A 24933-nucleotide genomic window follows, 5' to 3' on the forward strand; every position below is an offset into this window, starting at 1 on the left:
GGGGGATATAGATTTATCACAAATTTATTACCGATAATTACATATATGGAATTTAGTGCAATAAAACGTTATTTTTGTAGCATCCTAGCTTACTTTTTAAAAAAATTATCGATTGTCTCCTTTTATATCATTACTTGTCTTTTCGAAACAAATATTAACAGTCCGTTCATTTGAACGGGTACGATGCATTGTATTTGCTGGGACAGTAAAGATATCTCCTGGCTTTAATGAAACTGTTTCACTATTTTCGATATCTATGAAAAGTTCACCTTCTAATACATAAAATAATTCATCACAATCCTCGTGCTTATGCCAGTGGAATTCTCCATTAATTACGGCTAACCTAAGTGCATGGTCATTTACTTCACTTACTATAAAGTTTGTATATTCATCTTTTTCCTTAATTAATTCGTTTAGATTAAAAACCTCTAAATGTCCTTTTTTCTGCATTTTTATTCTCCTTTTGAATACATTCTTACGATTAATTCAGCTTATTATGTACGGGATCACGCAAACGAAAGACCTTTCTAATTGAAAAAGAAAATGCTTTACCCCTATTTGTAGTAAAGCTACCCCTTTGGTGAGTATGAAAATAATTAGATTATTACTGATTTTTGTTTAGATTTAACTGATTAACAATAGATAAAATTAACGGCTCCAAAGGATTTAAAATATGCTTAGACGTCATATTTTCAACCTCCTTAGATGCATCGACCATTGATAATTGAGCAACGGAAATTTTCTTACCATTATGAATATTTTTAATTAGAAAATTGGAAACTTCTTGATCATATTCTTTTTTCAAACCTTGCATGATTAAATCAAATGTATTGTTTATAACAATTTCTTCTATATCTATTGATTTTTGATGATTATAAGCGTATTCCTTTAGACGTTCCATTGTCCCATTAACAGTTGCGGGATTTGTAAATAGAATTGTTTGAGGTTGCTCGGTATTACAAATGGATTCAAAATAAGGTTCATCAATCTTTATAATTGGAACTGAAGTCGTTAATTGTTCTTCCTGTAAAATAGCGATATAGTTTGTACATGTAATGAGAATCGCATCAACATTACATTTGGCAATCCACTCTATTTGTTCCTTTACTTTCTCTTGAGCTTCCTCTAAATGAAAATTCTTGTTAAATGTAACTCGATACATTAATCCTGGATCAACGAAATGGATTAATTCTATATCATATGAGGAAAATGCACTTTCGATATATTCAATATTTGAATAATGGGCATGTAAGCAACCTAATCTTTTTTTCAATTCTATTCCACCTCTAATATATTTCAGATTATTCTATCAGTATATATATGGAAATGTCTATAAAAATTAAGATAAATGTCCTTTATCTTCTCACAACCTTGTACTCTAAGGAGTATAAGAAAAAAAATTTCAATCCTACAATAGAAGAAATACATAGAATATTTGATATTGGACACATTAACTTTTGACTAGGTTTCTAGTTGGGACATTATGTAAAAGGAAGGAAATAAAATTTCATATTGGACTACAGTGATTATGAAATAATATTTGCGTTTTTAGGTTGAAAGCAACACAAAGAATCGTAACAACAGTCTTAGATAATAACGAAATTGAGGTGATAGAGTGGATGAAACTAAAAAAAAGCTTACATCATCTGAGATAGGAACACTTTGGGGTGAGTATATTTTCGGAACGATGACTGATGTAGTAAATAAATATATGGTTACTATTATTGAGGACGAGGAAATTAAAATCCTTTTCGAAGAGGCTATTAAAACATTCGAAAAACAAAAGCAGCAAATTACTACTTTTATCGAAAATGAAGGTTTTCCGACTCCAATTGGATTTAATGAATCCGATCTTTTTAAAGGTAAACCGAGATTGTTTTCTGATATATTTTGTTTGAATTATTTACATATTATGACGTTACATGGATTGCTAGGACATAGCACTTCATTAGGTGTTTCTGTTAGAAAAGACTTAAGGTTTTTTTACGATACATGTGATAATGACGCGAAAAAGATGTATCATCAAACAATTGAATTATTGCTTGAAAAAGGGAATTTTCAAAGAGACCCATTATTTTATCCAGCTAATAATCCTCAATATGTTTCCAGCAAGAATTTCAAAGATGGATTTTTTGGGAAAGGTAGAACATTAGCTGCAACAGAAATTATTAGTATTTCTTTCAACCTTAAAAAAAGTATAATGGCAAAAACGCTTTCTATCGCATTCAGTCAAGTCACTCAAAGTAAGGAAGTCCGAAAGTTTTTAACTGATGTCGAAAAAACTTCAGACGGTCAAATTAAAACATTTGCAAAAATTATGCAAACAGATAATTTACCAGTTCCGAAATCCTGGGAAACAGAAGTGACAACATCAACGGAATCTCCTTTTTCCGATAAGCTTATGCTATATCATATGGGATTCTTGTTCCAAGCAGCACAAAACTATCATGGAGCAGGTTTAGCATCAGCCATGAGGACAGATCTTGTGGCTGCTTATGAAGGTACAATTCTAAATAATCTTAGGGTTACAAAAAATTGGTTTGATTTAATGGTACAAAATAAGTGGTTAGAACAACCACCACTTGCCCCAAATAGAAAAGAAATAGCAAAGGAAAGAAAGTAACCTATATAGGAAATACCGTTAATAATTCGCAAATGTCTCTACTGTTTCAAGTTCGAGATTATTCCTTTTAAAGTGTGAGTCTTATTTAATAAATAGGAGTAACGTGTTAAGTTTCCTACGTTGCTCCGTTAAACTTTTGTCTTAAAAAGATATTTTATGTTTTAAACCCGTAAGTAAAACTTATCTTTATATGATCCCCTAAAAACATTCGTACTTTCACTACAAACTTTTCAAGAGATTTTCAACTGTCTGCTCTATCAAGAGAACCCCAGATTACATGTGGTACTTTGGCTGGACGTTCATTTCGGCCCAATTGTATCCAGCATTTGGAAGCGACATTTGAAACTAGCCTTTTTTCTTTTAAAACATAATAGATGGTTCTCTTTTGAAATTCGTTTATATTTTGTATATTACACAATGCCTCTTTTTTCATTAACATAAACGATAATTGTTGGAGAAAATTTATTCAAACATAGGAATTCCAGGATCCTGATCATAACAATGAACAAGCATCGCATGTAATTGCCCCCTGTGATGATAAACGTGTGCCAATATTTCCAAAAGCCACTCATATCTTGAATAAGTCAAACCCCAATAGGATGTTGTTTCCGTTAAAAGCTCTTCTTCTGTTAGTTTCCTACAATTACTTTTTAATGCTTTTAAATTTATAAGTAAACCTTCCTTTATTGATTCTAATGTTTTATAAGATACTTCTGAATAAAAATCCGCCATTTCTTCTTTAGACGCCTCATTTGCAATACGCCAATCAGCTTCACAAATTACGACTAAATGCTCAAGCAATTCCCCGAGTGAGTGCTTATTAGGCGTAGGTCTTTTTTGCAAATCTTCTTCTGATAAATTATCGATGATTTTAATAATTGTGTTTACTGCTACTTCAATTTGGTGAATGACACTTACGTAGTACATAATTACTCCTTAATTATTCGACATTTGTTAACTCGAGGATTCAATAATTGCTTGTTAGTTTCATAGTTTGCCTATGCAATTTGATGAAAAACGATTAAAACTTATAGTTGTTAAATCCGTAAGTGATTCTCAAAGCTATTTGTAATAATTTGTCTGTTTTATGAGAAACTAAAAGAAAACAAAGGAGAAGTAGAAATGAAAAAAATATCGATATTGTTTTTAGTAGCTTTGTTTTCCTTATCGTTTTTCTCGACAAATGCTCAAGCAAAATTAACATTAGAGGAAGAAACGTACATAAAAACTATTACTGAAGACTTTGTTAAAACACATAACATTAACTTGAATGATTATCGACTCTTCGACATTCGAGAAGTGCTATCCAAAAAAGAGAACCTTAAGCCAAAAGATAAATCACTATTAAGTATTTCTCGAGGGATAGTTCAGAAACAACATTTTATTGATTGCAGCCCATTATTTTATTTAAATAAAACAAAAACGAAAGGATATATATTAGAGAAAGGGCTAAATGGTATGAACAGCTTATATATTTTGTCCTATGATAAACCTAAGGAAAATTGGATCATAGTGAAGAAAACGAGCAAAATGGGTTCAGACTTAGTTGATTTAGGATTAATAAAAGGAAATAAATAAATGTTTGTTAATGGGAGCCTATTTATTTTTTTAAGGCTTTTTTCTTTTCGTTTAATAGAAAATTGCTTTTCTTCAATTGTAGTAAAGAATACGAATAATCGCTAATTATTCTCAAATGGTAATGACATGATATACTGTTCACCAATTAGTCCTATTTTTCGCTTACCTGTATCTTTAAAGCCTACTTTTGTATACAATTTCTGTGCGGGAACATTTTTATGATTTACTGCTAAAACGATTTCATCACATGGAGGAAATTCCTCTTTAACAAAGTCTTTTAGTAAGAGCATTCCTTGTTTAGCATATCCTTTGCCTTGATGTGCACGATTAACAGATAGGGACGTTAACAGCATTGCATTTGGATTTTCGGAATACTCCTTAACTCTTTCCGTACTATGTAAAATAAAGAAACCTACAGGTTCCTTCATACTCAGAATAACAATCCGAAATTGACCATCAGCCACCTCCAAGCTATTACTTGGTAGTGAAGTGAACTGTTCCTGTTCACTTGGAAGCTTAAAGGATTTTAATGCTTCTACATGTTCATTTGAAAAATGTGTTAACTTTACATACTTTTCTTTTTCCATAAAAATACATCATCTCCTTATTAGTATCTATTACTATATTTGATAGTAGGTACTTATATCTTTTTAATATTTCTGAAAATTAACTACCTAGTAAAATATGAATATATCACTTGAGATCCAAATGAAATTGTCCTATTTCTTGTTGTTATTTTGATTGAATAAGACCAAAGCCTATTCCCGTAGGGTCAATCAAATATGCAAGAAAAAAATCATCAAACTCCATCTTATCTCTAACTACCCTAGCCCCATTTTCTTTTGCTTTAGAAATAGCTTCATCAATCGAATCAACCTTAATTTGCATGCGTGTACCGTGCGGAAAATCAACAGGACCTTTACTTATACCAGCATTAATGCTACCTTCTCCTGAATATTTATTAATAGAAATAGCCCAATAATCCCAATTTTGTTCAGAAATATCCCATCCAAAAACATTAGCATAAAATGTAATTGCTTTTTTCGGATCCTGACTACTTATTTCAAATCCAACAATTTCTCCCACTTGTAGTTCTCCCTTCTAAATTTAGAGTTCCCATTAATTTCTATTCTTCAGCTACTATTAATAACAAAGAGGACTAAGTTTTTTAGGTCATAAAATTTAAAGCATGAACCGGATAGAGTAAAGAAGGATTGGCGTGATAGCTGAAACGAAATGTTCCAATTACAAATTGCTCTTCTTGCAAAAGATTTTCAAAATCTTCTTTTTGACTTCTCATCATTTTTTAGTGTGATCGCTGCATCACTTGTGAACTAGTTGGAAAGGATTGTACTGGAAAAGCATCAGAAAGCATGCGAGAGTATCTGTTAATTGAACAAAGATATACGTTCTTTTGCCTCTTCTGAAAAAGCGAATTCTGGATTTTCTGGCAATACTTCTTAAGATTGAGCTAGTAATATCTTCACTCCTAATCCATTTTCATAAAATTTCACAGTAACTTTCCGTTTTCTATTCATTACAAATAAAACTTAAAAATCAAATATTTTAATAAACTTACCGAACGTATATTCGTAATATATCATATGTAGCAAATATATGGAAGGAAAATTTTATACTATTTTTACTTAAACGTATTCAAATAATGTAAAATCAGTTTCTCTAGAAATAGGGCATTTACATTCAATATCTGGTATATTGAATTTTTTCCTTAATATATTGAAAACTATATAAAAGTAACGATTTAACGAAAAATAACATCGATAATTGGTATTTTGGTAAGCGAATTAACGATGCGATTCCTAGCTTTTTTAACCAATCAACCATGAAAAAGGTAAAGATTGAATCAACAAAAAAGTTTATAATTGTGTATAAAGTAAACCTTCCGTAGGTTAGCTTTAGTATCCACATTGATCCAATTAAGAACGGTCCCCATAAAAAAGGTACGATTCCTGAAAGGTTAGGAATTATTTTTTCGTACCACCACCACCATTTTCGTTTTCTAGCAATTACATCTTCTATTGTAACGATTAAAGATATAAATAACCCTGCTGGTAAAAATCGTTTTATCGATTCTTTTCCTATTAAAGGAAATGATAACCAAGAGAGAACGAACATTAACAATAGCAATGGCTTTGAATACTTCATCTTTACAAATTTCATCATATATCCTCCTATTTCGATCCATATGGAATAATATTCCCAAAGATTGGAGAAATATAAAAAAATTAGCACTACTTCTTTTAAAAATATTTATGATTTTTAGTACCTTAGCTCTTACGCATTAAACCGAAAGAAATCTGTAGTGGAAATCCGCTACAACTAAATATTTATAAAAAAGCACTATGTTTTCGAGAACGGTCAAATTTTATATTCAATCATTTTGTCTAGTTTATTTTTTTGACACAGGTTTGGAAATTGCACTTTTCTCCCATAATTGATAATAGAAACAACCTTTTATTGAAGGTTATCTGCAGCTGGTTCTTATTCAAATTTTACTATGGGGTGATAGCATGACATTACAGCGAACATTTATAATGGTAAAGCCTGACGGGGTCAAACGAGGTTTAATTGGTGAAATCATGAAACGATTTGAACAAAAAGGTTTCACATTATTAAATGCAGAGCTTATGACAATTAATCGAACGAAGGCAGAACATCATTACATGGAACATAAAGACAAGCCATTTTTCGGTGAATTAGTTGATTTTATTACGTCTGGTCCAGTTTTTGCAATGGTATGGGAAGGAGAAAATATCATTGAGGTTTCACGTCTCATGATTGGGAAGACAAGCCCAGCGGAAGCGGCACCTGGTACGATCCGTGGAGATTTTGCAAATACAAAAGCAGAAAATGTGATTCACGGTTCAGATTCTCTCCTAAGTGCCGAACGTGAAATTGAAAATTTCTTCGGTCTCCTCAAAAGAAATATTGCTGACGATGATTTCCGATACGAGGATCGGAAATCAATGTGAAAGTAAATACCAGTTTTCGGCTGGTATTTTTCTTGTTTTATCAAAAAGCAAATAATTAATACTCGATTAAAAAGAATATTCTCTGCGTGAAATTGCCTATAAAGTTTTCTTACCTAGCTCTATAAAATAGTGTAACGTTCTATTTACTGTTTTTTAATTCTATTTCAAGAAAAGTTGCTACATCGTTCCAATCTTTTATTGGAGATATTTTTTCAAAATCAATTTTTGCAACATTCACATTTGCATCTGGCTCATCTTCATAGAGTGAAAATTCTCGTATTAATCTACCATTTTCGAATACGATAAGCTCTGCATTTAAATCATCATCGTAGTATGCATATGTACATGATTGATTCTTTGATAGATTCAGCCATGCTTCACTAGTTAACCCAAAAAAAGCTTCTCCCTCGAGGTCCACAAAGTTTGTCCATCTATCATCACTTGAAGAAACGTGAATAGATTTATCGACATACTCCCCATATTCATTTAATACAAATTCAAGTTCTTCATCTATCCATTCACTATAACGGTTTATTGCTTCTTCTAACGATAAATGTATTTTAAAACAGCATTCTTTCAATTTGATTTCCCCCCAAAATTTTGTTGCTTATCGATTTTCACCTTTAAAAACGCGTTTTCATCATTCTATATATCTTTTGAGAATAATATTCTGTCTTGACCAACTCCTTCGTAATTAGGCGCTAAAGATACAGAAAAACCCATTGATTTATGGTATGCAATTGATCCTTCGTTAATTGGTGATGTAATGCAGTGTACTTTATTACACCCTAAAAGGCGTACCTGTTCAAAAAACAATTCATAAAGTTTTCTAGCTACACCATTTTTCCTTAATTTAGGATGAACACCAACGAAATGGATATAAGCTTGATTTGGATCAGATTGTGAAACAAATCCGATAATAAAGGCAGATAAATGGCCATTCTCTTCAACTATGAAACTTGTAGGTTGAAAATGCTCAAAAAATAGTCGAGGCAACAAATGGGTCATTTGTCTTCCACCCCACCACTCGTTTAAAACATTGATTACTTTATCATAATCCTCCACCGTAATATTCCTAATTTCCATTAATATCCCCACTTCATTGTTATTAATTTACAATATCATAAATTTCCCTTTAATACATTTTTGCGAATATTCTTTAATTTAATATTTCCAATCTATATCCGATCGAAATAACTTTGAGGATTAGATTGAAATAAAAAGTATAGTTAGCCATTATATCAATTTGGCTAACCAACTATTTTGCTTAATTTGTGTTGTCAGTAATTGTACGGAATGAATTTTATTCGTATTTTTTATTTGTACTTATGAAAATACCTTCCTGCCATCTTTGATATCCATATATGATCACTCCTAGTATCGTTGTTGCAATAACATCTAAAAGCGGACTCATATTTAAAAATTCAATTATTTTTCTACTGCCTAAGAAATAATATTCAAACACATACGTATAGAAGATATTCAAAAGTAAATCAGAAAACAGGAACAACCAAAACCTTCCATATGTAAACTTGAATATCCACATTGTAAACACTGGAATTGTTCCATAAAGATAAGAAATATTTCTCAATGGATATGCCGTTTCATAATATACCCACCATTTTAATGTCATCCCTATTTCAAGAATCAATGCACTCGTAAAAACAGCAAACAAACCGACAGGCATATAACGTTTAACATCATCCTTTTTCATGAAAAATAACGTTACCCACGGAAGAATTAAAACACCCCATAAAATGAGTTGATTTGTCATATAACACCTCTTTTTCTCTTTCATTTGCCATACTTTGTTTGCTCTCATTTCCCTTATTTAACAAATGAGATGTTTACAATGTAAAGTAAAAGAATATTATATTGTTCCCTCTTTACTCCTTACAAAAACTTTTAATAATTTCATCAATAAATACCCTACAGCTATCCCAGGTATTACCGAAAGAATCGGTAACCAAACAGGACCGAAAGTTATCCCGAATACTTTAAAAGTTGACGAATACATGGTTCCAACGGTCACGAAATAAGCAGCGAATACAAATGGAAGAAAGGAATACCTTTCTTTTCCACCTCCAGCATCTTTCCAAGCATCCCACATAGAGAAAAAATACAGGCATGGGTAAAACATCAACCATTGATAATTTGCATGTGAAATTGCCTGTTCAATTTCCCCGTTAAAACTAGAGATAATGATTTCGTTAAAGTGGGATTGAACATTAACGATAAGTTCCAATATTGTGAGAGTAATCCCTTTTATAAACCTGCCGTTTAAAAATTGACCGAAACCTGGAAACGCTATTGACCATAACAATTTTTCTGTTGGATTTGTCACATTCATTTATTCCTTTGCTTTAATCTCTTCGATTAGTTGATAAAGGTGACTGCTCTACCCTTACGTTAGTGAAATGGTATTCACTACGTCTTTAGAGATTTTCTGATTTTCTGTTGTTTTTTTGTCTAACGAAAGCAAAATTTCAGCATTACTATTGGAATTTTGCGAACTATATGTTTTATAATGTTATTCTTCAGCAAGTCTCTTCCTATCAATTGCTTTCGGTGGCTGTTCCATCCATAGATTTTTAATCATGATGTCACTCCAATCTTTAGCATACTTTAAATCCTCTAGGATAAATCTTTCATAATGGACAATTAAATCCGATCGCATCGTTGCTCCTAATCCTGCACCATAGTAAGAAATTGCTGTATTAAATAAAAACCCTGTCAAATACATCATTAATTTATCTGAAAATGGTGGTGTTGTAGAGTCAGTTACATCTGAATCCCATGATTGTGGTGCTGGAAGGTTGTCATCTGTTAAAATATCACTAAAAAGCTTAATGTGTTTTGACTTAATATCAAGTCCCTTTTTCAAAATTTCGCGGACTTCTTTAGATTTGGCAACTTGGCAGAAGCCTATTAATAATGCCTTGGTAACTATACTTTTTTTCAAATTAAAAAACACATTCGTTATTTCACTACCGTTTAAGGTTCTCTTATCTCCAAAAAATCCTGAAAAGAAATTATTCGATTTTACAAAATCGATTCCAGTAGCATTTGGAAGATATGGAGGACGATGATAAATTCCTTTTGAAAGTAGTAATTCAATTGTTTTATTATACAAACTAATGCCATCACGAATCTTATCCTCATAAAAAAGACGCATATCTTTACGAGTTACAATTGTTATAGCAACTGAATATGCTGAAAGCCCATGAATCGTCATTTCATGGAGGTATTTAAGACAGAAACCATCTGAATATAACTTTGGGGCTTCTAAATAAACATCATGTGAAGTAAAGCCTTGGGGAACAGGATACCCTTCTTTTTTTGAAAATGCTTTCAATTTGACTTAAGTTTTTCTCTGAAGTCGCAATCGCATCCTTGAATATTTCCTTAATATCATCACTTTCTGCTTCAAGATTATTATACATATATGTATTAACACGAAGATTTAAAGAATCTGATTGATATTGTGTCCACAAGCCTGTGATTTCAGGACCAGTTAATTTTGTGTTATGAGAAGTATCCATCATTTATTCCCTCCTTATATGTTCATCAAAAGAAATTAAACTGGTGATTGTAAATTCGATTTTGTTTTAATTTGTCCAAATTCGTTATACCCTATCCATTTTTTTACTTTGCATCATACTACGAAGCTTACATAGATATTTTCAGTAAGTCTTATAAAGAATCGAGTAGAGGGAAAATAAGTTAATTATTTTCGCCCCTCTCACACCACCGTACGTACGGTTCCGTATACGGCGGTTCAATTTATATTACAGTGTGTACTTTTAGATAATGTTCTAAAGCAGAGGGGAGTCCCCTCTGCTTTAGTCTTTTGTTCGATATTGCTCTCTGAACGACTTTCGATAATCCAATGTACCGGTAACCTCTTCGACAGAAAGTTAGACCTTTTGCCTCTTCCTCAGGAATCCCTAATTTAACTAGCGATTTTATTTGTTTCTTCGATACCTTCCATTGCTTCCAGATGATAACTCTAATTCTGGAGCGAAGCTTCTTATCTATCTCATTCATCGCACTTTTCATATTTGAGATTCTAAAGTAATTTACCCACCCGAGTATGACTTGTTTTAGTTTTAAAATCCTGAAGTCTAGTGGTACACTCCAATTTCGCTTTGTTAATTTTCGAAGTTTCCTTCGAAACTTTTGTAAGGATGTGGCATGAGGTTTTACTTGATATTTCTCATTTTTTGGATCGTAGTAGTATCCAACCCCCAAGAATTTCAAGTCTTTTGGCCGAGAGATTTTACTCTTTTCTACATTGGCTATTAATCCTAATTTATCTTCTATAAATTTCACGATTGATTCCATCACTCTGTTTGCTGCTTTTTCACTCTTTACAAAGATGAGAGCGTCATCTGCGTATCTCACGAACCGTAGTCCTCTTTTCTGTAGATTCTTATCGAGTTCATTTAACATTATATTGCTCAATAATGGGCTAAGGTTTCCTCCTTGCGGAGTCCCGACAGGGGTTTCTTCATATTTCCCTTTCACCATGACTCCACTGACTAGGTATTTTCTGATTAGTGAGATGACATCCCCATCATCTATCGTGTTGGATATAATTCGCATGAGTTTATCGTGATGAACTGTATCGAAGAACCTTTCAAGGTCAATGTCTACTACCCAATCATGTCCATCATTCAGAAATTCTAAGCTTTTAATAATAGCCATCTCACAGCTTCTTTTTGGTCTAAAGCCGTAACTGTATTCACTGAATTGCCTTTCAAATATTGGACTGAGAACTTGATGAATGGCTTGTTGAACTACTCTATCCACTACTGTTGGTATTCCCAATTTGCGCATCTTGCCATTTTCTTTTGGGATTTCCACTCTTAAGGCAGCTTGTGGTTGATATTTTCTTGTTCTGATGCGCTTTCGTAGCTCATCCTTGTTTTCTCTCAGATATTGTTTTAATTCTTCAATTGTTACTCCATCGACCCCACTCGCACCTTTATTTTTATAGACACGCAGATAGGCTTCGTTCATATTTCGATTACTTAGAATCTGTTCTAAAAGTTCCACACTCGTTTCTCCTTCCCTCTCACGTAGTAAGTGATAGCTCCTTTTTGGTTAGCCTTTGAGATACGCTCATACTTTCACCATTAATACATTCGGAGTAAGTCACTTACGCATTCGCGGTGTTGAAACATTATAAATTGTTCAGCCCTTCATGAATTAATTTCATTACTATGGCTTCTGCTGACTTCTGGCGGCAAACCTTTTTCGACTATACCTATGTACATCCGCAAGACCTCCCAGGGTAAGACAACAATCTTTCCTCTTTTACTCGCCTAATCTACCCTACAAAGTTACGCACACCTTTTGGACTTTGACTTGTTTGGGAGTCTTATCCCTTTGTAGAGCCTTAGTATCAGGTTTCTGTTCGTCGAGCCAAGATTTTATTCCACGCTTCCTCCAGCCCTTACCTCACAGTAAGTACCTTGCGCTTCCTTAGTGGTTGGTTGATGTGTACCCCCACAGTGGACTTTCACCACCTAGATAGTTGCCATGCCTGGCACACCAAAAAAAGACGCAAACAATTCTCGCGTCTTTCTTCATTTCAATAAATTTAATTAATTCAGTGCCGAAAATTTATTCTTTTATTGAACAAGCTCATCCACTGATAAATTTTCTTGAATGCGCTTTATAGCTTCACTAATTAACGGAGCTACGGACAGCTCAACAATTTTATCTATACGTTTTTCCTCTGGAAGTAAAATAGAGTCTGTCACAACCAACTCTTTAATTTGTGAATTTTGGATACGTTCAATTGCTGGTCCAGAAAGAACTGGGTGTGTACAGCAAGCATATACTTCTTTTGCACCGTTCTCGACAAGTGCGTTTGCAGCTAAAGTAATCGTTCCTGCAGTATCAATGATGTCATCAATTAAAATTGCCGTTTTTCCTTCGATATTTCCTACGATATTCATCACTTCTACGACATTTGGTCTTGGGCGTCTTTTATCAATGATCGCAATTGGTGCCTTTAAACGATCCGCTAATTTTCGGGCGCGTGTTACACCACCGTGGTCTGGAGAAACGATAACAATATCATCAAACTTTTTATTTAAGAAATATTCTCCTAATATAGGTACACCTAACAAATGGTCAATTGGAATGTTAAAGAATCCTTGAATTTGTTGTGCATGAAGATCTAGAGCAATTACACGATTAGCACCAGCTTTTTCAAGAAGGTTCGCTACTAGCTTTGCAGTAATCGGTTCACGGGCTCTTGCTTTTCGGTCTTGTCTTGCATAGCCATAGTAAGGAATAACCAAATTGATTGTATTAGCTGAAGCACGTTTTAAAGCATCAATCATAATTAATAGCTCCATTAAATGCTCATTAACAGGGTTGCTAATCGATTGAATAATAAAGACATCGCTACCACGAATACTTTCTTCTATGTTAATTTGAATTTCCCCATCACTGAAGCGTGTAACAGAGCTTTTTCCTAATTCAATCCCAAGAATTTCACTAATTTTTTTTGCTAATGCTTGGTTCGAGTTTAATGTAAATATTTTTAAATTTGAATCTTGAAAGTGACTAGACATTATTAAGTGAAAACCTCCATAAGGAATTATTAAATTAAATTCGACATAATTCTAGTTTACACTATAAACACTACATACAATAGTCATTATATAAAAAATAACGTGAAAAAATTAAATTTTATTGATCGACAGATTATCCCTGTACATCTAGCATTGTTTAGCTTAAAAACAATGCTAGTTTAGAAAAGAGCTCTCTAAATGAACGAGTAATGCTCCCCCTTACCAAACACCCCCAAACAATCATTACAATTTATCTATATTAAATAGTTCATTTTTCCTTATTCTCGAAAAGTCTTGACAAATTATTGTAACAATAGCTTCAAAGTATGTTCACAATTTCACAATCTCCTTTAGTAGTTTTGGTGCTATATTTTAAGTGAAAATACATAGGAGGGATTCAAATGACTGAGATTATGCTGGCAAGACTACAATTTGCATCAACGACAATCTTCCATTTTTTCTTTGTCCCATTGTCAATCGGTCTTGCCTTTTTAACTGCACTCATGCAAACAATGTATTATGTTACGAAAAAAGAAAAGTATTTAAAAATGACCGATTTCTGGGGAAAGTTTTTCTTAATTAACTTCGCTGTCGGTGTCGTGACTGGGCTTATCCAGGAATTTCAATTTGGAATGAACTGGTCAGAGTACTCTCGATTTATGGGAGATATTTTTGGTGTACCACTAGCTATTGAAGCATTGCTTGCATTCTTTATCGAATCAACATTTATTGGGATTTGGGTATTTGGTAAAAATCGAATCCCAAAAGGATTACATTTAGCGAGTATTTGGCTAGTTTCATTTGGAACAATCATTTCAGCATTTTGGATTTTAACTGCGAATTCTTTCATGCAAAATCCAGTTGGCTACGAGCTTGAAAATGGTCGAGCACTTATGAATGATTTAGTTGCTGTGCTTACAAATCCAAAGGTACTTGTTGCCTTTCCACATACTATTTTCGCAGCACTTGCAACAGGTTCGTTCTTTATCATTGGTGTTAGCGCTTGGAAATTATTAAAGAAGCAGGATCTTTCTTTTTTCAAATCTTCCATGACAATCGCCTTAATTGTCGGCAGTATTTCCTCTTTAGGGATCGCCTTTTCAGGTCACTCTCAAGCAGGCTATCTCGTTGAAGCACAGCCGATGAAAATGGCTGCTGCCGAAGGAATATACGAGGATACAACTGATCCAGCACCATGGACGGTCATTGCAAATATCGATACCGAAAATAAAGAAACAACGATGAGCTTAAAAATCCCCTATTTGCTTAGCTATTTATCATACGGTGAATTCAAAGGTGAAGTACAAGGGATGAATACAATCCAAGCTCAATACGAAGAAAAATTTGGTGATGGTAATTATATTCCTCCGGTCAAAACAACATTTTGGAGCTTCCGAATTATGGTTGGTTTCGGCTGTGCAATGATATTGCTAACGTTCCTAGGATTAATTTATCGTAAATGGGGAAAACCAGAAAACCACCCATTTTATTTAAGAATTATGGTGTTCATGATTGCTGCTCCATTTATCGCAAATACATCTGGTTGGATTATGTCTGAAATTGGACGGCAGCCATGGATTGTAAATGGTTTATTTCAAACATCACAAGCGATAAGTCCAAATGTTTCTTCAGGACAAATTCTATTTTCGCTAATTGCCTTTTTAATCGTTTTTACATTGTTATTTGCAGCAACGGTCTATCTTTTTGTAAAAGTTATTAAACAAGGACCATATGTAAAAAAAGAAGAAGATGTTTCTGCTTCAGACCCTTTTAGCACAGGAGGCTTGGACCATGCAGTTAAGTGAGATTTGGTTTTTATTAATTGGTCTGTTATTTGTCGGATTTATTTTTCTTGAAGGCTTTGATTTTGGTGTTGGAATGAGTACTAAATTCCTCGCCCGCAATGAAATGGAAAAACGAGTACTCATCAATACGATCGGCCCTTTTTGGGATGCGAATGAAGTATGGTTAATTACAGCGGGTGGTGCAATGTTTGCAGCATTTCCTCATTGGTATGCAACGTTATTTAGCGGGTATTACATTCCATTTGTCGTTCTACTTCTCGCCCTAATTGCTCGAGGAGTTTCTTTTGAATTTAGAGGGAAAGCGCATATGAACAAATGGAAACAAACATGGGACTGGTCAATATTTTTTGGAAGCATACTCCCACCGTTTCTAGTTGGCGTATTATTTTCAAGTTTAATTAAAGGCTTACCTATTGATGATGAGATGAATATGTACGCAGGCTTCACTGATATTGTAAACCTTTATACAGTTGTTGGTGGGATCGCTTTTGTCCTTTTATCCTATTTACACGGATTAATGTTCATATCGTTAAAAACAACTGATTCATTAAGAGAGCGTGCTCGTGAGCAAGCAAAAAAAATCTATTATGCATGTGGCGCCATTATCGTTCTATTTGTTGGTCTAACGGCTTTATATACACCTGCATTTTCTGAAAAGGGCTTATATATTATTCCAATCTTCGGTGCCGTTATATTGCTCTACCTTCTCCTCTTGCCATTACTAAAACAAAAACGAGAACGGCTAAGCTTTACGATGACTGGCTTAATTATGATTCTAGTAACAGCGTCATTTTTCGTTACTTTGTTCCCGAATGTGTTAATAAGCTCGCTTGATTCGGCAAACAACATAACGATTTATGCTGCCGCATCTGGTGACTATTCGTTAAAAATTATGACAGTTGTTGCACTGACGATGGTACCTATCGTTTTAGCGTATACGATTTGGAGCTACTATGTATTCCGAAAACGAGTGACAGATAAGGAGCATTTAGAATACTAATGGATAAACAATTATTCACCTATAATGGTATGAAAAAACTATTTAGCATCATTAGTGTACTTACGATTGTTCAATGCTTCACAATCATTTTGCAAGCAATTTACTTATCAAAAATTATTACGAGTATGTTTCAAGGGACAGTTTGGACAGCTGTCCTTCCCTATTTCTTTATGTTTATATGTTTCTTTGCTTCTCGGCATTTATTGCAATGGCTTAAAGAAAGACTAAGCTATCACTTTGCCGAAAAAACAGCATTTGCTCTACAAAAGCAGCTGATAACAAAGCTATTTGAAATAGGCCCTAATAAAATATCAAAGAATGGAACAGGAAATATGATCACTTTAGCTCTTGAAGGTATTCCAAATTTCCGAAAATATCTTGAGCTATTTATTCCTCGTTTCATTTCAATGCTTTTCAGTCCAGCAATTATCTTAATATACGTTTTCTTATCAGATACCCTCTCAGGCATTGTCCTTACAATTACAATGCCTGTCATGATTGTGTTTTTAGCTTTACTAGGCATAGCAGCCAAAAAAAAGGTTGATGACCAAATGGAAACATACCGTTTACTTTCCCGACATTTTGTTGATTCGTTACGGGGGATTGTCACACTAACTTATTTAGGAAGGAGCAAATCACATACGAAAGCAATTGCTACAGTAAGTAATAAATATCGAATTGCAACAAATCGGACTTTACGAGTAGCATTTCTTTCAACATTTTCACTTACCTTTTTCTCAAGTTTGTCCGTTGCAGTCCTTGCAGTTGAATTAGGTGTTCGGCTCATTAATGGGACAACAGGGCTAGAAACTGCCCTCGCGATGCTTATTTTAGCACCAGAATATTTTGCACCTGTAAGAGAATTTGGCAATGACTTTCATGCAACAATGGATGGAAAAGAAGCAGGAAAACAAATCAATGAATTGCTTAATGAGGATAGTCTACCTGAGGGCAATGAAACGGTAGCCATTCCAAAATGGAATAAAGAATCTACATTAACAGTCAACCAATTAACTAAAAGATCAAACGATGAAAATCGCAATCTCCTTGAAAATATTCGGTTTGAAGTAAGTGGGTTTAAGAAAATCGGGATTATTGGGGCATCTGGTGCAGGAAAATCGACATTCATTGATCTAATTTCAGGCTTTACGATTCCTAACGAGAGTGACATTAAAATAAATGGAATCACACTCCCCCATTTTTCTGTTACAGAATGGCAAAGACAGCTTTCTTATATTCCACAGCACCCGTATATTTTCTCTGGGTCGATTGCTGAAAATATTTGCTGGAACAAACCTAAGGCAACAATCGAGGAAATAAAAAATGTCGTAAATATAACCGGCTTAAACGAGCTCATCAATCGCCTTCCAAACGGCCTCGAAGAAAAAATCGGTCAAGGAGGACGGAGCTTAAGCGGTGGTGAAGAACAAAGAATCTCATTGGCTCGAGCTTTATTAACGGATCTGCCAATCCTCATACTAGATGAGCCAACTGCCCATTTAGATATTGAAACAGAGCATGAAATCAAACAAATGATTCTTCCATTAATGGAAAACAAGCTCGTCTTTTTTGCTACCCATCGTCTCCATTGGATAAAAAACATGGATATTATTTTTGTTATCAACGATGGTAAGTTTGTCGAAATCGGAACACACGAAGAGTTATTTGAGAAAAAAGGGCATTACTTCCATTTCATTGGAGGGAAGATACAAAATGAAGCTATATCAGAAGTTTATTAATCCTTATATGAAACAATATTTAAAGTCGGTTATGATCGCCATCTTCTTTGCAGTACTTACAATGCTGACAAGTGCACTGCTCACCTTTACATCAGGATATTTGATTTCAAAGGCATCACTAAAACCTGAAACGATTTTACTTTTATATGTACCTATTGTAGGTGTTCGTACTTTCGGGATATCACGAGCAGTTTTCCAATATATTGAACGATTAACAAGTCATAATGCTGTTTTAAAGATTCTTAGTACAATGCGTGTTCAACTATATGAAATGATTGAGCCACAGGCATTGTTCATTCATAATCGTTTTAAAACAGGTGATTTATTAGGTACTCTTGCTGATGACATTGAACATCTACAGGATGTTTATATCCGAACAGTCTTTCCAACAATTAGCGCAATCGTTGTTTTCTTTATAACAAATGTAACACTCGCCTTTTTTGATTGGAAATTTGCGATATTTATCGCATTATGCCTTGGAATCATTGTTTTCGTATATCCTCTTCTATCTTTATACATGCTTAAAACAAGGCAAACAGAACAAAAATCATGGCATGTTAAGCTTTATGAGTCGTTAACAGATACGCTTTTCGGCATAAAGGACTGGATGATAAGTGGAAAAAAGGAGCAATTTATTCAACAATTTTTAAACGCTCAATCTGCAAAAAATCAAATTGATCGCTCGATAGCGTTTTGGAATCAAACAAGAACATTACATCTACAGTTATTATCAGGGATCATTATGATTTCTATGGCGATTTGGGCAAGCATTATGGTTCAATCAGGTGAATTTGCACCAAGCTATATAGCTGCTTTTACGCTTGTAACATTGCCGATAGCTGAGGGATTACTTCCTGTTTCCCATGCAGTTGAAAGAATTCCTTCTTATAAGGAAGCATTAATAAGGCTAGAGCGAATTGAACGTTTTTCAAGTAACGGACAGAAACGTTCAGACATTTCAAGCAAAATTCCATTGAAAAATGTAACGATAGAACTGAATCAGCTTACCTACCGTTATCAAAATCAGCAGGAAAATGCTGTAAATAACATCTCACTTAGAATTCAACAAGGGCAAAGGTTAGCGATACTTGGAAAAAGTGGTGCGGGAAAGTCTACACTTATTCAATTATTACAAGGCTCCCTCCTTCCTACATCTGGAACAGTTTCAATTGCTGGTTTCGCACCAGAACATTTTGGAGATAGCATTTATGACATCATTAGTGTATTAAATCAGAAGCCATATCTTTTTGCAACAACTGTTGAAAATAATATTCGCTTAGGAAATGAGCATGCATCCCGTGAAAAAATTGAGGAGATTGTCAAACAAGTAGGATTAGTTCATTATATTCAATCACTTCCGAACGGTCTTGATACACAAATGGAGGAAACCGGACAACGCTTTTCTGGTGGGGAAAGACAAAGAATTGCTCTTGCAAGAATTTTATTAAAAAATACACCGATTGTTGTTCTTGATGAGCCAACAATTGGACTAGATCCTTTAACAGAATCCAAGCTAATGGACACGATCTTTGATGTTCTTAAAGATAAAACCATTATTTGGATTACACATCATTTGATCAAAATTGAAAAAATGGATCATATAATCTTCCTAGATCATGGTGAATTGACAATGCAAGGCACTCATGACGAGCTTATGAGAACAAACAAACGCTATCAACAATTGTTTCAGTTGGATCGCGGTAAAGCACATGTTTGAAATAAATACTTACTTAAAAGAAGGGCAATTGATATAATCACTGCCCTTCCCTCTCCTTACTTCGTTCTTTTCACTATAAAATCATAATACAATCCTCGTAAAACTGATGTTTTATATAATTCTATTTTTCTTCTATCAATTGGGTGCCGATTAATCCCCTTTGACTTTAACTGCTGAACAAACCAACCCTTCGATCCTGGATATGCCATATTTTTCACCTCTTTATCTATGCTTGTCCTAAATGTATGTAGTACTTAAGAAAACTATGAATAGGATTTTTTTCTTAATTTGGTGCTTTTTTTAAACTAGTTGAATAAAACTTAAATAGAGAAATGGATATTCCAATTAATAGGAGGATATTTATGCAATTTTATTATGGAACTCAAATGCCATTACGTGTATTAGATGAAGCTGAATTTTGGAAGCATCAGGAAGAAGAGCACACAGTTGTCATTCGCGAGCTAGTTAAAAATCTTGAGCAACAATATGTGGAGGATTTACAAAAATGGGAGGACGAATTTGCTAAAGCACACCACAGGGTAATTCGATACATTGAAACTGTGAATCGTTCAAATGGACAAGTTTCTCCTGCACTCTATCAGGACGTGCTTCAGCTTGTCACGTTCTGCTTAAAACAAAGCGAGGAATTTACAAATTTTTGCCGGATGCTGATGAATGAAAGTGAACCTATTAAACGAAATCAAACGGCAAAAGTAGTTTTAAATCATATAATTGTAGAATCGGAGTATTTTATTGGTGTTGCCCAAACCATTTTATATAAAGGATAAAATGAGATTTTCAATACTATCACAGCACCCCAATTTTTTTGGGTGCTTTTTTAATTAATATGCTTATTAGATCTATGTTAACAATCCCCATCTACAAAAGTTGAAATGCTGGACATTCACCTCGTAAAGTGCTCTGCCGTATACTGTATGAGCCTTGAGGAGGTGATTCAATTGAATCGTTTATACACATCTGATTCGTTGGACGGTTTAGGCAATTGGGAAAAATCTGTTTTAAGTAAATTCACTTTGAAAATGATGAATAAACAAGAGCTGTTTCCATGTATCCCAGCTACACAAGGACACAGATTGAACCATTTTCGTTACGGATTTTTAGGTGATCCAAGAAGCGAATCTTCAGTTGAGGAGCTTGCAGCGTTACTAACTGAATACACGAGGACATCAAAGGAATTTGGGGAATTTACATCATTGATTGTATTTTTTCAAACACCGAAAGAAATAAAAGAAATGTACTCAGTCGAGCAATATGAGCAATTATTTTGGAATCACCTAAATGGTTTAACGAAGCTAGACAAGAAAACCTGGCCTACGCATATTCCTGTTACCCCTCATGAACCACTATGGGAGTTTTGTTTTCATGGTGAGCAATATTTTATATACTGCGCAACACCAGCACATTACCGTAGAAAAAGCAGGCAGTTTGATGACTATATGTTAGCTATTACTCCTAGATGGGTGCTTACAACATTTGAACATTCAGGGACATATGCACATAAAATTAGAAAGCATATACGTAAAAGACTTGAAAAATACGATTCAACCGGGATCCATCATAGCTTAAATCAATATGGAAATGCCGACAATTTCGAATGGAAGCAATATTTTTTACATGATGATGATAGCGAACTTTCTAAATGCCCGTTTCATATGTGGAAAAAAGAAGATAAAGAAGAATGACCATCAAAAATTTTAACATTAACGTCATTTTGATGGTCAAGTGTTTCGTAAAACCTTCATTCCAATTATGTTCCGCAATAGGTGCGATATGGGATTGTTGTCGGCTCTGGTAATTTTGTATATTCCACATGACTGGTTGAATAAGAAAAAGGTGAAGAAAGCACATCAAGTAGCTTCTCCATGACGGTAAAATCCTTCTCTTCTTCAGCAGCCTTCAGCGCTTCCTCAACCCGATGATTCCTTGGGATAACCGAAGGATTTGATTTTTTCATTAGCTGATGAGATGCTTCAATTGTTTGCTCCTGTCGCAAACGTCTTGCCTGCCATTTTTCCTGCCAATTGTTAAATTCTTCACTTTTAAACAAGTCTGTATTTGAAAGCTCATTTATCGTTAAGGAGCGGAATGTATTCGTATAATCTGCTTTATATTTCTGCATAAGATTTAATAGCTCCTCAATGAGCGATTCATCCTCTGCTTCTTCGTTAAAGAGACCGAGCTTTTCTCTCATTCCTTGGTTCCAATACTGATAAAACAGTTCAGTGAACTGAGAAATTTCAGCTTGAGCCATTTTCACCGCTTCTTCTTCATCATCATGAAGGAATGGCAATAATGTTTCTGCAAACCTTGCAAGATTCCAGCCTCCTATATAAGGCTGATTTCCATAAGCATAGCGTCCTTGCGTATCAATTGAGCTAAAGACTGTTGCTGGATCATATGTGTCCATAAAGGCACATGGCCCATAATCAATTGTTTCACCACTTATTGTCATATTGTCAGTATTCATAACACCATGAATAAAACCAACTAGCTGCCATTGCGAAATTAGCTTTGCTTGACGCTTGATTACCTCCTTTAGGAATGAAAGATAGCGATCATGATCGTTTATAATGTCCGGATAATGACGTTCAATCGTATAATCAGCCAATTGCCGAAGCTCTTCCTTTGTCCCCCACTGTGCACCATATTGAAAGGTACCGACTCGTATATGGCTAGCTGAGACACGAGTAAGAATTGCTCCAGGTAAAATCGTTTCACGAATAACCTCTTCCCCTGTTGCAATGACTGCTAAACTTCTCGTCGTCGGGATTCCAAGTGCGTGCATCGCTTCACTCATAATATATTCACGAAGCATTGGTGCAAGTGCTGCACGTCCATCTCCTCCACGGGAAAACGGTGTTCTTCCTGGTCCTTTTAATTGAATATCGACACGCTCTCCTTTAGGTGTTAGATGCTCACCAAGTAATATGGCACGTCCATCCCCAAGCATATTAAAATGACCAAATTGATGTCCAGCATATGCCTGAGCAAGCGGAGATGCCCCTTCTGGTATTTCATTTCCAGCAAGCTGTTCTACACCTGCTTTACATTGAAGCCCCTGCTCTTTTAAGCCAAGTGTTTCTGCTAAACGGCTGTTCACAATGACCATTTTTGGGGAGCGTACTTCAGTAGGTAGTTGTAATTTAAAAAATGTATGTGGTAAACTCGTATAACTATTATCAAAATTCCATCCAATTTCGACGTTATCTTCCTTAGTCATTATGTTCTCCTTATATCTCATAAAAAATTTTTTTGCCAAACTCTTTTTATTGTCCGCTACAAATGATTTGTTATTCTATTTAGTCATGATAAAAATGAAATGGATATCTTTTTCTTTATCATACCATGAAAAAAATTCCTTTACCTATTTCTTGATTGCAGTATAAGTTCTTGATATGAAAAAGAATATCTTTTACATAAAAAAAGTAATGGACCTTTAAAATCCATTACCAATTTTTAAAATTAGATATCTAGGCTGTTATCTCCTTGCTATGAGTAACTTCACTAGATTTTTCTTTAATTAATAAACCACCGATTAAGCCCATCAAGGCAAAAAGGGCAGGAATAATAAAGCCATAAAAATACCCTACACTCGCTTCTGCACCGTGAAAATGATCTAATACTTTTCCAAATGCACTAGGTAATAAAACAGCACTAATAAATCCACCCATATTTGCAAAGCCTGAGACTACACCAACCTCTTTCACATCAAACGATTTGCGGACAACGGCAAATGTTAAGGCACTCGCACCATTTCCATAGCCAATTAAAAAGTATAGAGCAATTAGCATAAAATACGGTGGCTTCCCGTTAAAGAGTAAAAATGCTGACCAGCTTAAGAAAACGATAATATGGACAAAAATATAGGGCTTTTTAATTGTTCCTAAACGACTTGAAATCCAGCTTGTTAAAGGTGCACCAATCATAGCACCGAACAATCCGATCATAACAAATTGACTTGCTCCAGAGCGTGTCATATCAAACACATGCATTCCATAAGGAACTGCCCAGGATCCGATAAATCCAACGTATGTTCCTACTGTTCCATAGTGACATAAAAAGGTTGCCCATGCTTGACGATTAGAGAAAACCCTTTTTAAAATAACACCTGTTTTTTCTCGTTTTTGAATTGGCTTTGCTGCCTGTGAATTTGCTGGCTGATGTAATTTTTCCATTTTACGCGGATTTTTTACTAGGACAAAATAAAGAAGGATTCCACATAAGCAAAGGACAATTCCTGTCGTAAAAAATGGTGGCCTCCACCCTGTCCAGGCAATCCACATAGAAAATGGGACGGTCGCCATTAAAAATCCTAGACTTCCTGTCATACCTGCCATACCAAGTAATTTGACAAACTCATTTCCTTTAAACCATTGGCTTAAAATTAACACAAGGTTAACCCAAATTGTTGCATCCCCTGTTCCGACAATTAATCTTGCTAAAAGAAGCACCGTCTCATTTGGGGCAATACTATAAAGCAATGTACCGATACCAGTAAGAAAAGTCCCAATAATTAGAAACACATTAGGACCGAACCGATCAGATAAAATTCCTACTGGAACTTGTAAGCCTGCATAAGCAAAAAATTGAATACTTGTTAGCAAACCAATTGTTGATGCTGTTACTTGAAAATCTTTCATTAATTGGTCTGTAATTAATCCTGGTGCAGTTCGTTGACTGACAATCATAAAATAGGTCAATAATACACTAGCAAAAACGATCCAACGATACTTGCTGTTTTTTTTATCCATCTGTCTATACTCCTGTTAGTTAAGATTCCGATCTATATTATACGCTAAATATCTGTTCATGGATTTTTTTTTGCATAGATTCGTATAAAAAAGCAGAAGATCGAGAGTAAATTGAT

The 24933-nt window shown here is 34.5% G+C and carries 26 protein-coding genes; 9 read left to right on the plus strand and 17 right to left on the minus strand.

Translation table 11 applies throughout. The annotated features are described in order from the left end of the window. Positions 1-105: 105 nt before the first annotated feature. The gene (locus ACTJJ9_RS00960; protein ID WP_145584298.1) at positions 106-450 is read right to left on the minus strand and encodes a cupin domain-containing protein; all 345 of its coding nucleotides are present in this window, start codon (positions 448-450) and stop codon (positions 106-108) included. A 154-nt stretch (positions 451-604) separates the two neighbouring features. Beyond that, on the minus strand, positions 605-1279 hold the full coding sequence (locus ACTJJ9_RS00965; RefSeq protein ID WP_145584296.1) for a hypothetical protein: 675 nt from the start codon (positions 1277-1279) through the stop codon (positions 605-607). A 336-nt stretch (positions 1280-1615) separates the two neighbouring features. On the opposite strand from ACTJJ9_RS00965, the gene ACTJJ9_RS00970 reads away from it, so the two are divergent. Continuing rightward, positions 1616-2623, plus strand: coding sequence for a DUF3231 family protein (locus tag ACTJJ9_RS00970; RefSeq protein WP_145584294.1), 1008 nt, complete (start codon positions 1616-1618; stop codon positions 2621-2623). A 462-nt stretch (positions 2624-3085) separates the two neighbouring features. Here the strand turns inward: ACTJJ9_RS00970 and ACTJJ9_RS00975 are convergent, their stop codons facing one another. Beyond that, positions 3086-3550 (minus strand): DinB family protein, encoded by a 465-nt coding sequence (locus ACTJJ9_RS00975; protein WP_145584292.1) that lies wholly within the window; start codon positions 3548-3550, stop codon positions 3086-3088. A gap of 195 nt (positions 3551-3745) precedes the next feature. On the opposite strand from ACTJJ9_RS00975, the gene ACTJJ9_RS00980 reads away from it, so the two are divergent. Continuing rightward, positions 3746-4201 (plus strand): hypothetical protein, encoded by a 456-nt coding sequence (locus ACTJJ9_RS00980; protein ID WP_145584290.1) that lies wholly within the window; start codon positions 3746-3748, stop codon positions 4199-4201. A 101-nt stretch (positions 4202-4302) separates the two neighbouring features. On the opposite strand, the gene ACTJJ9_RS00985 is transcribed toward ACTJJ9_RS00980, so the two are convergent. From ACTJJ9_RS00985 to ACTJJ9_RS00995, 3 genes are all read right to left on the minus strand, one after another. Further along, on the minus strand, positions 4303-4788 hold the full coding sequence (locus ACTJJ9_RS00985; RefSeq protein ID WP_145584288.1) for a GNAT family N-acetyltransferase: 486 nt from the start codon (positions 4786-4788) through the stop codon (positions 4303-4305). Positions 4789-4933: 145 nt separating this feature from the next. Next, positions 4934-5287 (minus strand): VOC family protein, encoded by a 354-nt coding sequence (locus ACTJJ9_RS00990; RefSeq protein WP_145584286.1) that lies wholly within the window; start codon positions 5285-5287, stop codon positions 4934-4936. A 615-nt stretch (positions 5288-5902) separates the two neighbouring features. Next, positions 5903-6382, minus strand: coding sequence for a hypothetical protein (locus ACTJJ9_RS00995; RefSeq protein ID WP_255452001.1), 480 nt, complete (start codon positions 6380-6382; stop codon positions 5903-5905). A gap of 350 nt (positions 6383-6732) precedes the next feature. Between ACTJJ9_RS00995 and ndk the strand changes: the two genes are divergently transcribed. Continuing rightward, positions 6733-7194 carry a nucleoside-diphosphate kinase gene (gene ndk, locus ACTJJ9_RS01000; RefSeq protein ID WP_145584284.1) on the plus strand — a complete coding sequence of 154 codons (462 nt, stop codon included), beginning with the start codon at positions 6733-6735 and terminating at the stop codon, positions 7192-7194. 139 nt (positions 7195-7333) lie between these two features. Here ndk and ACTJJ9_RS01005 read toward each other — a convergent pair whose 3' ends face one another. The 8 genes from ACTJJ9_RS01005 to ACTJJ9_RS01040 form a co-directional block, all read right to left on the minus strand. After that, on the minus strand, positions 7334-7774 hold the full coding sequence (locus ACTJJ9_RS01005) for a hypothetical protein (RefSeq protein WP_145584282.1): 441 nt from the start codon (positions 7772-7774) through the stop codon (positions 7334-7336). 65 nt (positions 7775-7839) lie between these two features. Further along, complete coding sequence (locus tag ACTJJ9_RS01010) at positions 7840-8280, minus strand: GNAT family N-acetyltransferase (protein ID WP_145584280.1); 441 nt, start codon at positions 8278-8280, stop codon at positions 7840-7842. 217 nt (positions 8281-8497) lie between these two features. Further along, positions 8498-8968 (minus strand): hypothetical protein, encoded by a 471-nt coding sequence (locus tag ACTJJ9_RS01015; RefSeq protein ID WP_145584278.1) that lies wholly within the window; start codon positions 8966-8968, stop codon positions 8498-8500. 96 nt (positions 8969-9064) lie between these two features. Continuing rightward, a complete protein-coding gene (locus ACTJJ9_RS01020; RefSeq protein ID WP_440768353.1) occupies positions 9065-9538 on the minus strand; it encodes a hypothetical protein in 474 nt (157 codons plus the stop codon). A 186-nt stretch (positions 9539-9724) separates the two neighbouring features. Further along, positions 9725-10549 carry a DUF3231 family protein gene (locus ACTJJ9_RS01025; protein ID WP_145584274.1) on the minus strand — a complete coding sequence of 275 codons (825 nt, stop codon included), beginning with the start codon at positions 10547-10549 and terminating at the stop codon, positions 9725-9727. Continuing rightward, positions 10491-10739 (minus strand): DUF3231 family protein, encoded by a 249-nt coding sequence (locus ACTJJ9_RS01030; RefSeq protein ID WP_145584272.1) that lies wholly within the window; start codon positions 10737-10739, stop codon positions 10491-10493. The genes ACTJJ9_RS01025 and ACTJJ9_RS01030 overlap by 59 nt, the downstream gene beginning before the upstream one ends. A 238-nt stretch (positions 10740-10977) precedes the next feature. Further along, entirely contained in the window at positions 10978-12252 is a 1275-nt protein-coding gene (gene ltrA / locus ACTJJ9_RS01035) for a group II intron reverse transcriptase/maturase (RefSeq protein ID WP_440768354.1), read from the minus strand. A 578-nt stretch (positions 12253-12830) separates the two neighbouring features. Further along, positions 12831-13784, minus strand: coding sequence for a ribose-phosphate diphosphokinase (locus ACTJJ9_RS01040; RefSeq protein ID WP_095302125.1), 954 nt, complete (start codon positions 13782-13784; stop codon positions 12831-12833). 401 nt (positions 13785-14185) lie between these two features. On the opposite strand from ACTJJ9_RS01040, the gene ACTJJ9_RS01045 reads away from it, so the two are divergent. Genes ACTJJ9_RS01045 through cydC form a run of 4 tightly spaced genes read left to right on the plus strand, consistent with a single transcriptional unit; the run spans position 14186 to position 20045 of the window. After that, positions 14186-15589, plus strand: a complete 1404-nt coding sequence (locus ACTJJ9_RS01045) for a cytochrome ubiquinol oxidase subunit I (protein ID WP_095302126.1) — start codon at positions 14186-14188, stop codon at positions 15587-15589. Continuing rightward, positions 15576-16589, plus strand: coding sequence for a cytochrome d ubiquinol oxidase subunit II (cydB, locus tag ACTJJ9_RS01050; protein ID WP_174880464.1), 1014 nt, complete (start codon positions 15576-15578; stop codon positions 16587-16589). Before ACTJJ9_RS01045 ends, cydB begins: the two co-directional genes overlap by 14 nt. Next, positions 16589-18328, plus strand: a complete 1740-nt coding sequence (cydD, locus tag ACTJJ9_RS01055) for a thiol reductant ABC exporter subunit CydD (protein ID WP_145584413.1) — start codon at positions 16589-16591, stop codon at positions 18326-18328. The genes cydB and cydD overlap by 1 nt, the downstream gene beginning before the upstream one ends. Next, positions 18303-20045 (plus strand): thiol reductant ABC exporter subunit CydC, encoded by a 1743-nt coding sequence (gene cydC / locus ACTJJ9_RS01060; RefSeq protein ID WP_440768355.1) that lies wholly within the window; start codon positions 18303-18305, stop codon positions 20043-20045. The genes cydD and cydC overlap by 26 nt, the downstream gene beginning before the upstream one ends. Before the next feature lie 56 nt (positions 20046-20101). Here the strand turns inward: cydC and ACTJJ9_RS01065 are convergent, their stop codons facing one another. Next, a complete protein-coding gene (locus ACTJJ9_RS01065) occupies positions 20102-20254 on the minus strand; it encodes a YflJ family protein (protein WP_095302130.1) in 153 nt (50 codons plus the stop codon). Between the two features lie 153 nt (positions 20255-20407). Between ACTJJ9_RS01065 and ACTJJ9_RS01070 the strand changes: the two genes are divergently transcribed. Together ACTJJ9_RS01070 and ACTJJ9_RS01075 are read left to right on the plus strand one after the other, a co-directional pair. After that, entirely contained in the window at positions 20408-20833 is a 426-nt protein-coding gene (locus ACTJJ9_RS01070) for a DUF2935 domain-containing protein (protein ID WP_095302131.1), read from the plus strand. A 171-nt stretch (positions 20834-21004) separates the two neighbouring features. Further along, on the plus strand, positions 21005-21748 hold the full coding sequence (locus ACTJJ9_RS01075; protein WP_255452006.1) for a YqcI/YcgG family protein: 744 nt from the start codon (positions 21005-21007) through the stop codon (positions 21746-21748). Between the two features lie 65 nt (positions 21749-21813). Here ACTJJ9_RS01075 and ACTJJ9_RS01080 read toward each other — a convergent pair whose 3' ends face one another. Together ACTJJ9_RS01080 and ACTJJ9_RS01085 are read right to left on the minus strand one after the other, a co-directional pair. Next, positions 21814-23286: a protein adenylyltransferase SelO gene (locus tag ACTJJ9_RS01080; RefSeq protein WP_145584419.1), complete on the minus strand. Its 1473-nt coding sequence runs from the start codon at positions 23284-23286 to the stop codon at positions 21814-21816. 250 nt (positions 23287-23536) lie between these two features. Further along, a complete protein-coding gene (locus ACTJJ9_RS01085; protein WP_440768356.1) occupies positions 23537-24817 on the minus strand; it encodes an MFS transporter in 1281 nt (426 codons plus the stop codon). Between the last annotated feature and the right edge of the window lie 116 nt (positions 24818-24933).

The sequence above is a fragment of the Metabacillus sp. 22489 genome (genome assembly GCF_052044855.1).
Lineage (GTDB): Bacteria > Bacillota > Bacilli > Bacillales > Bacillaceae > Metabacillus > Metabacillus niabensis.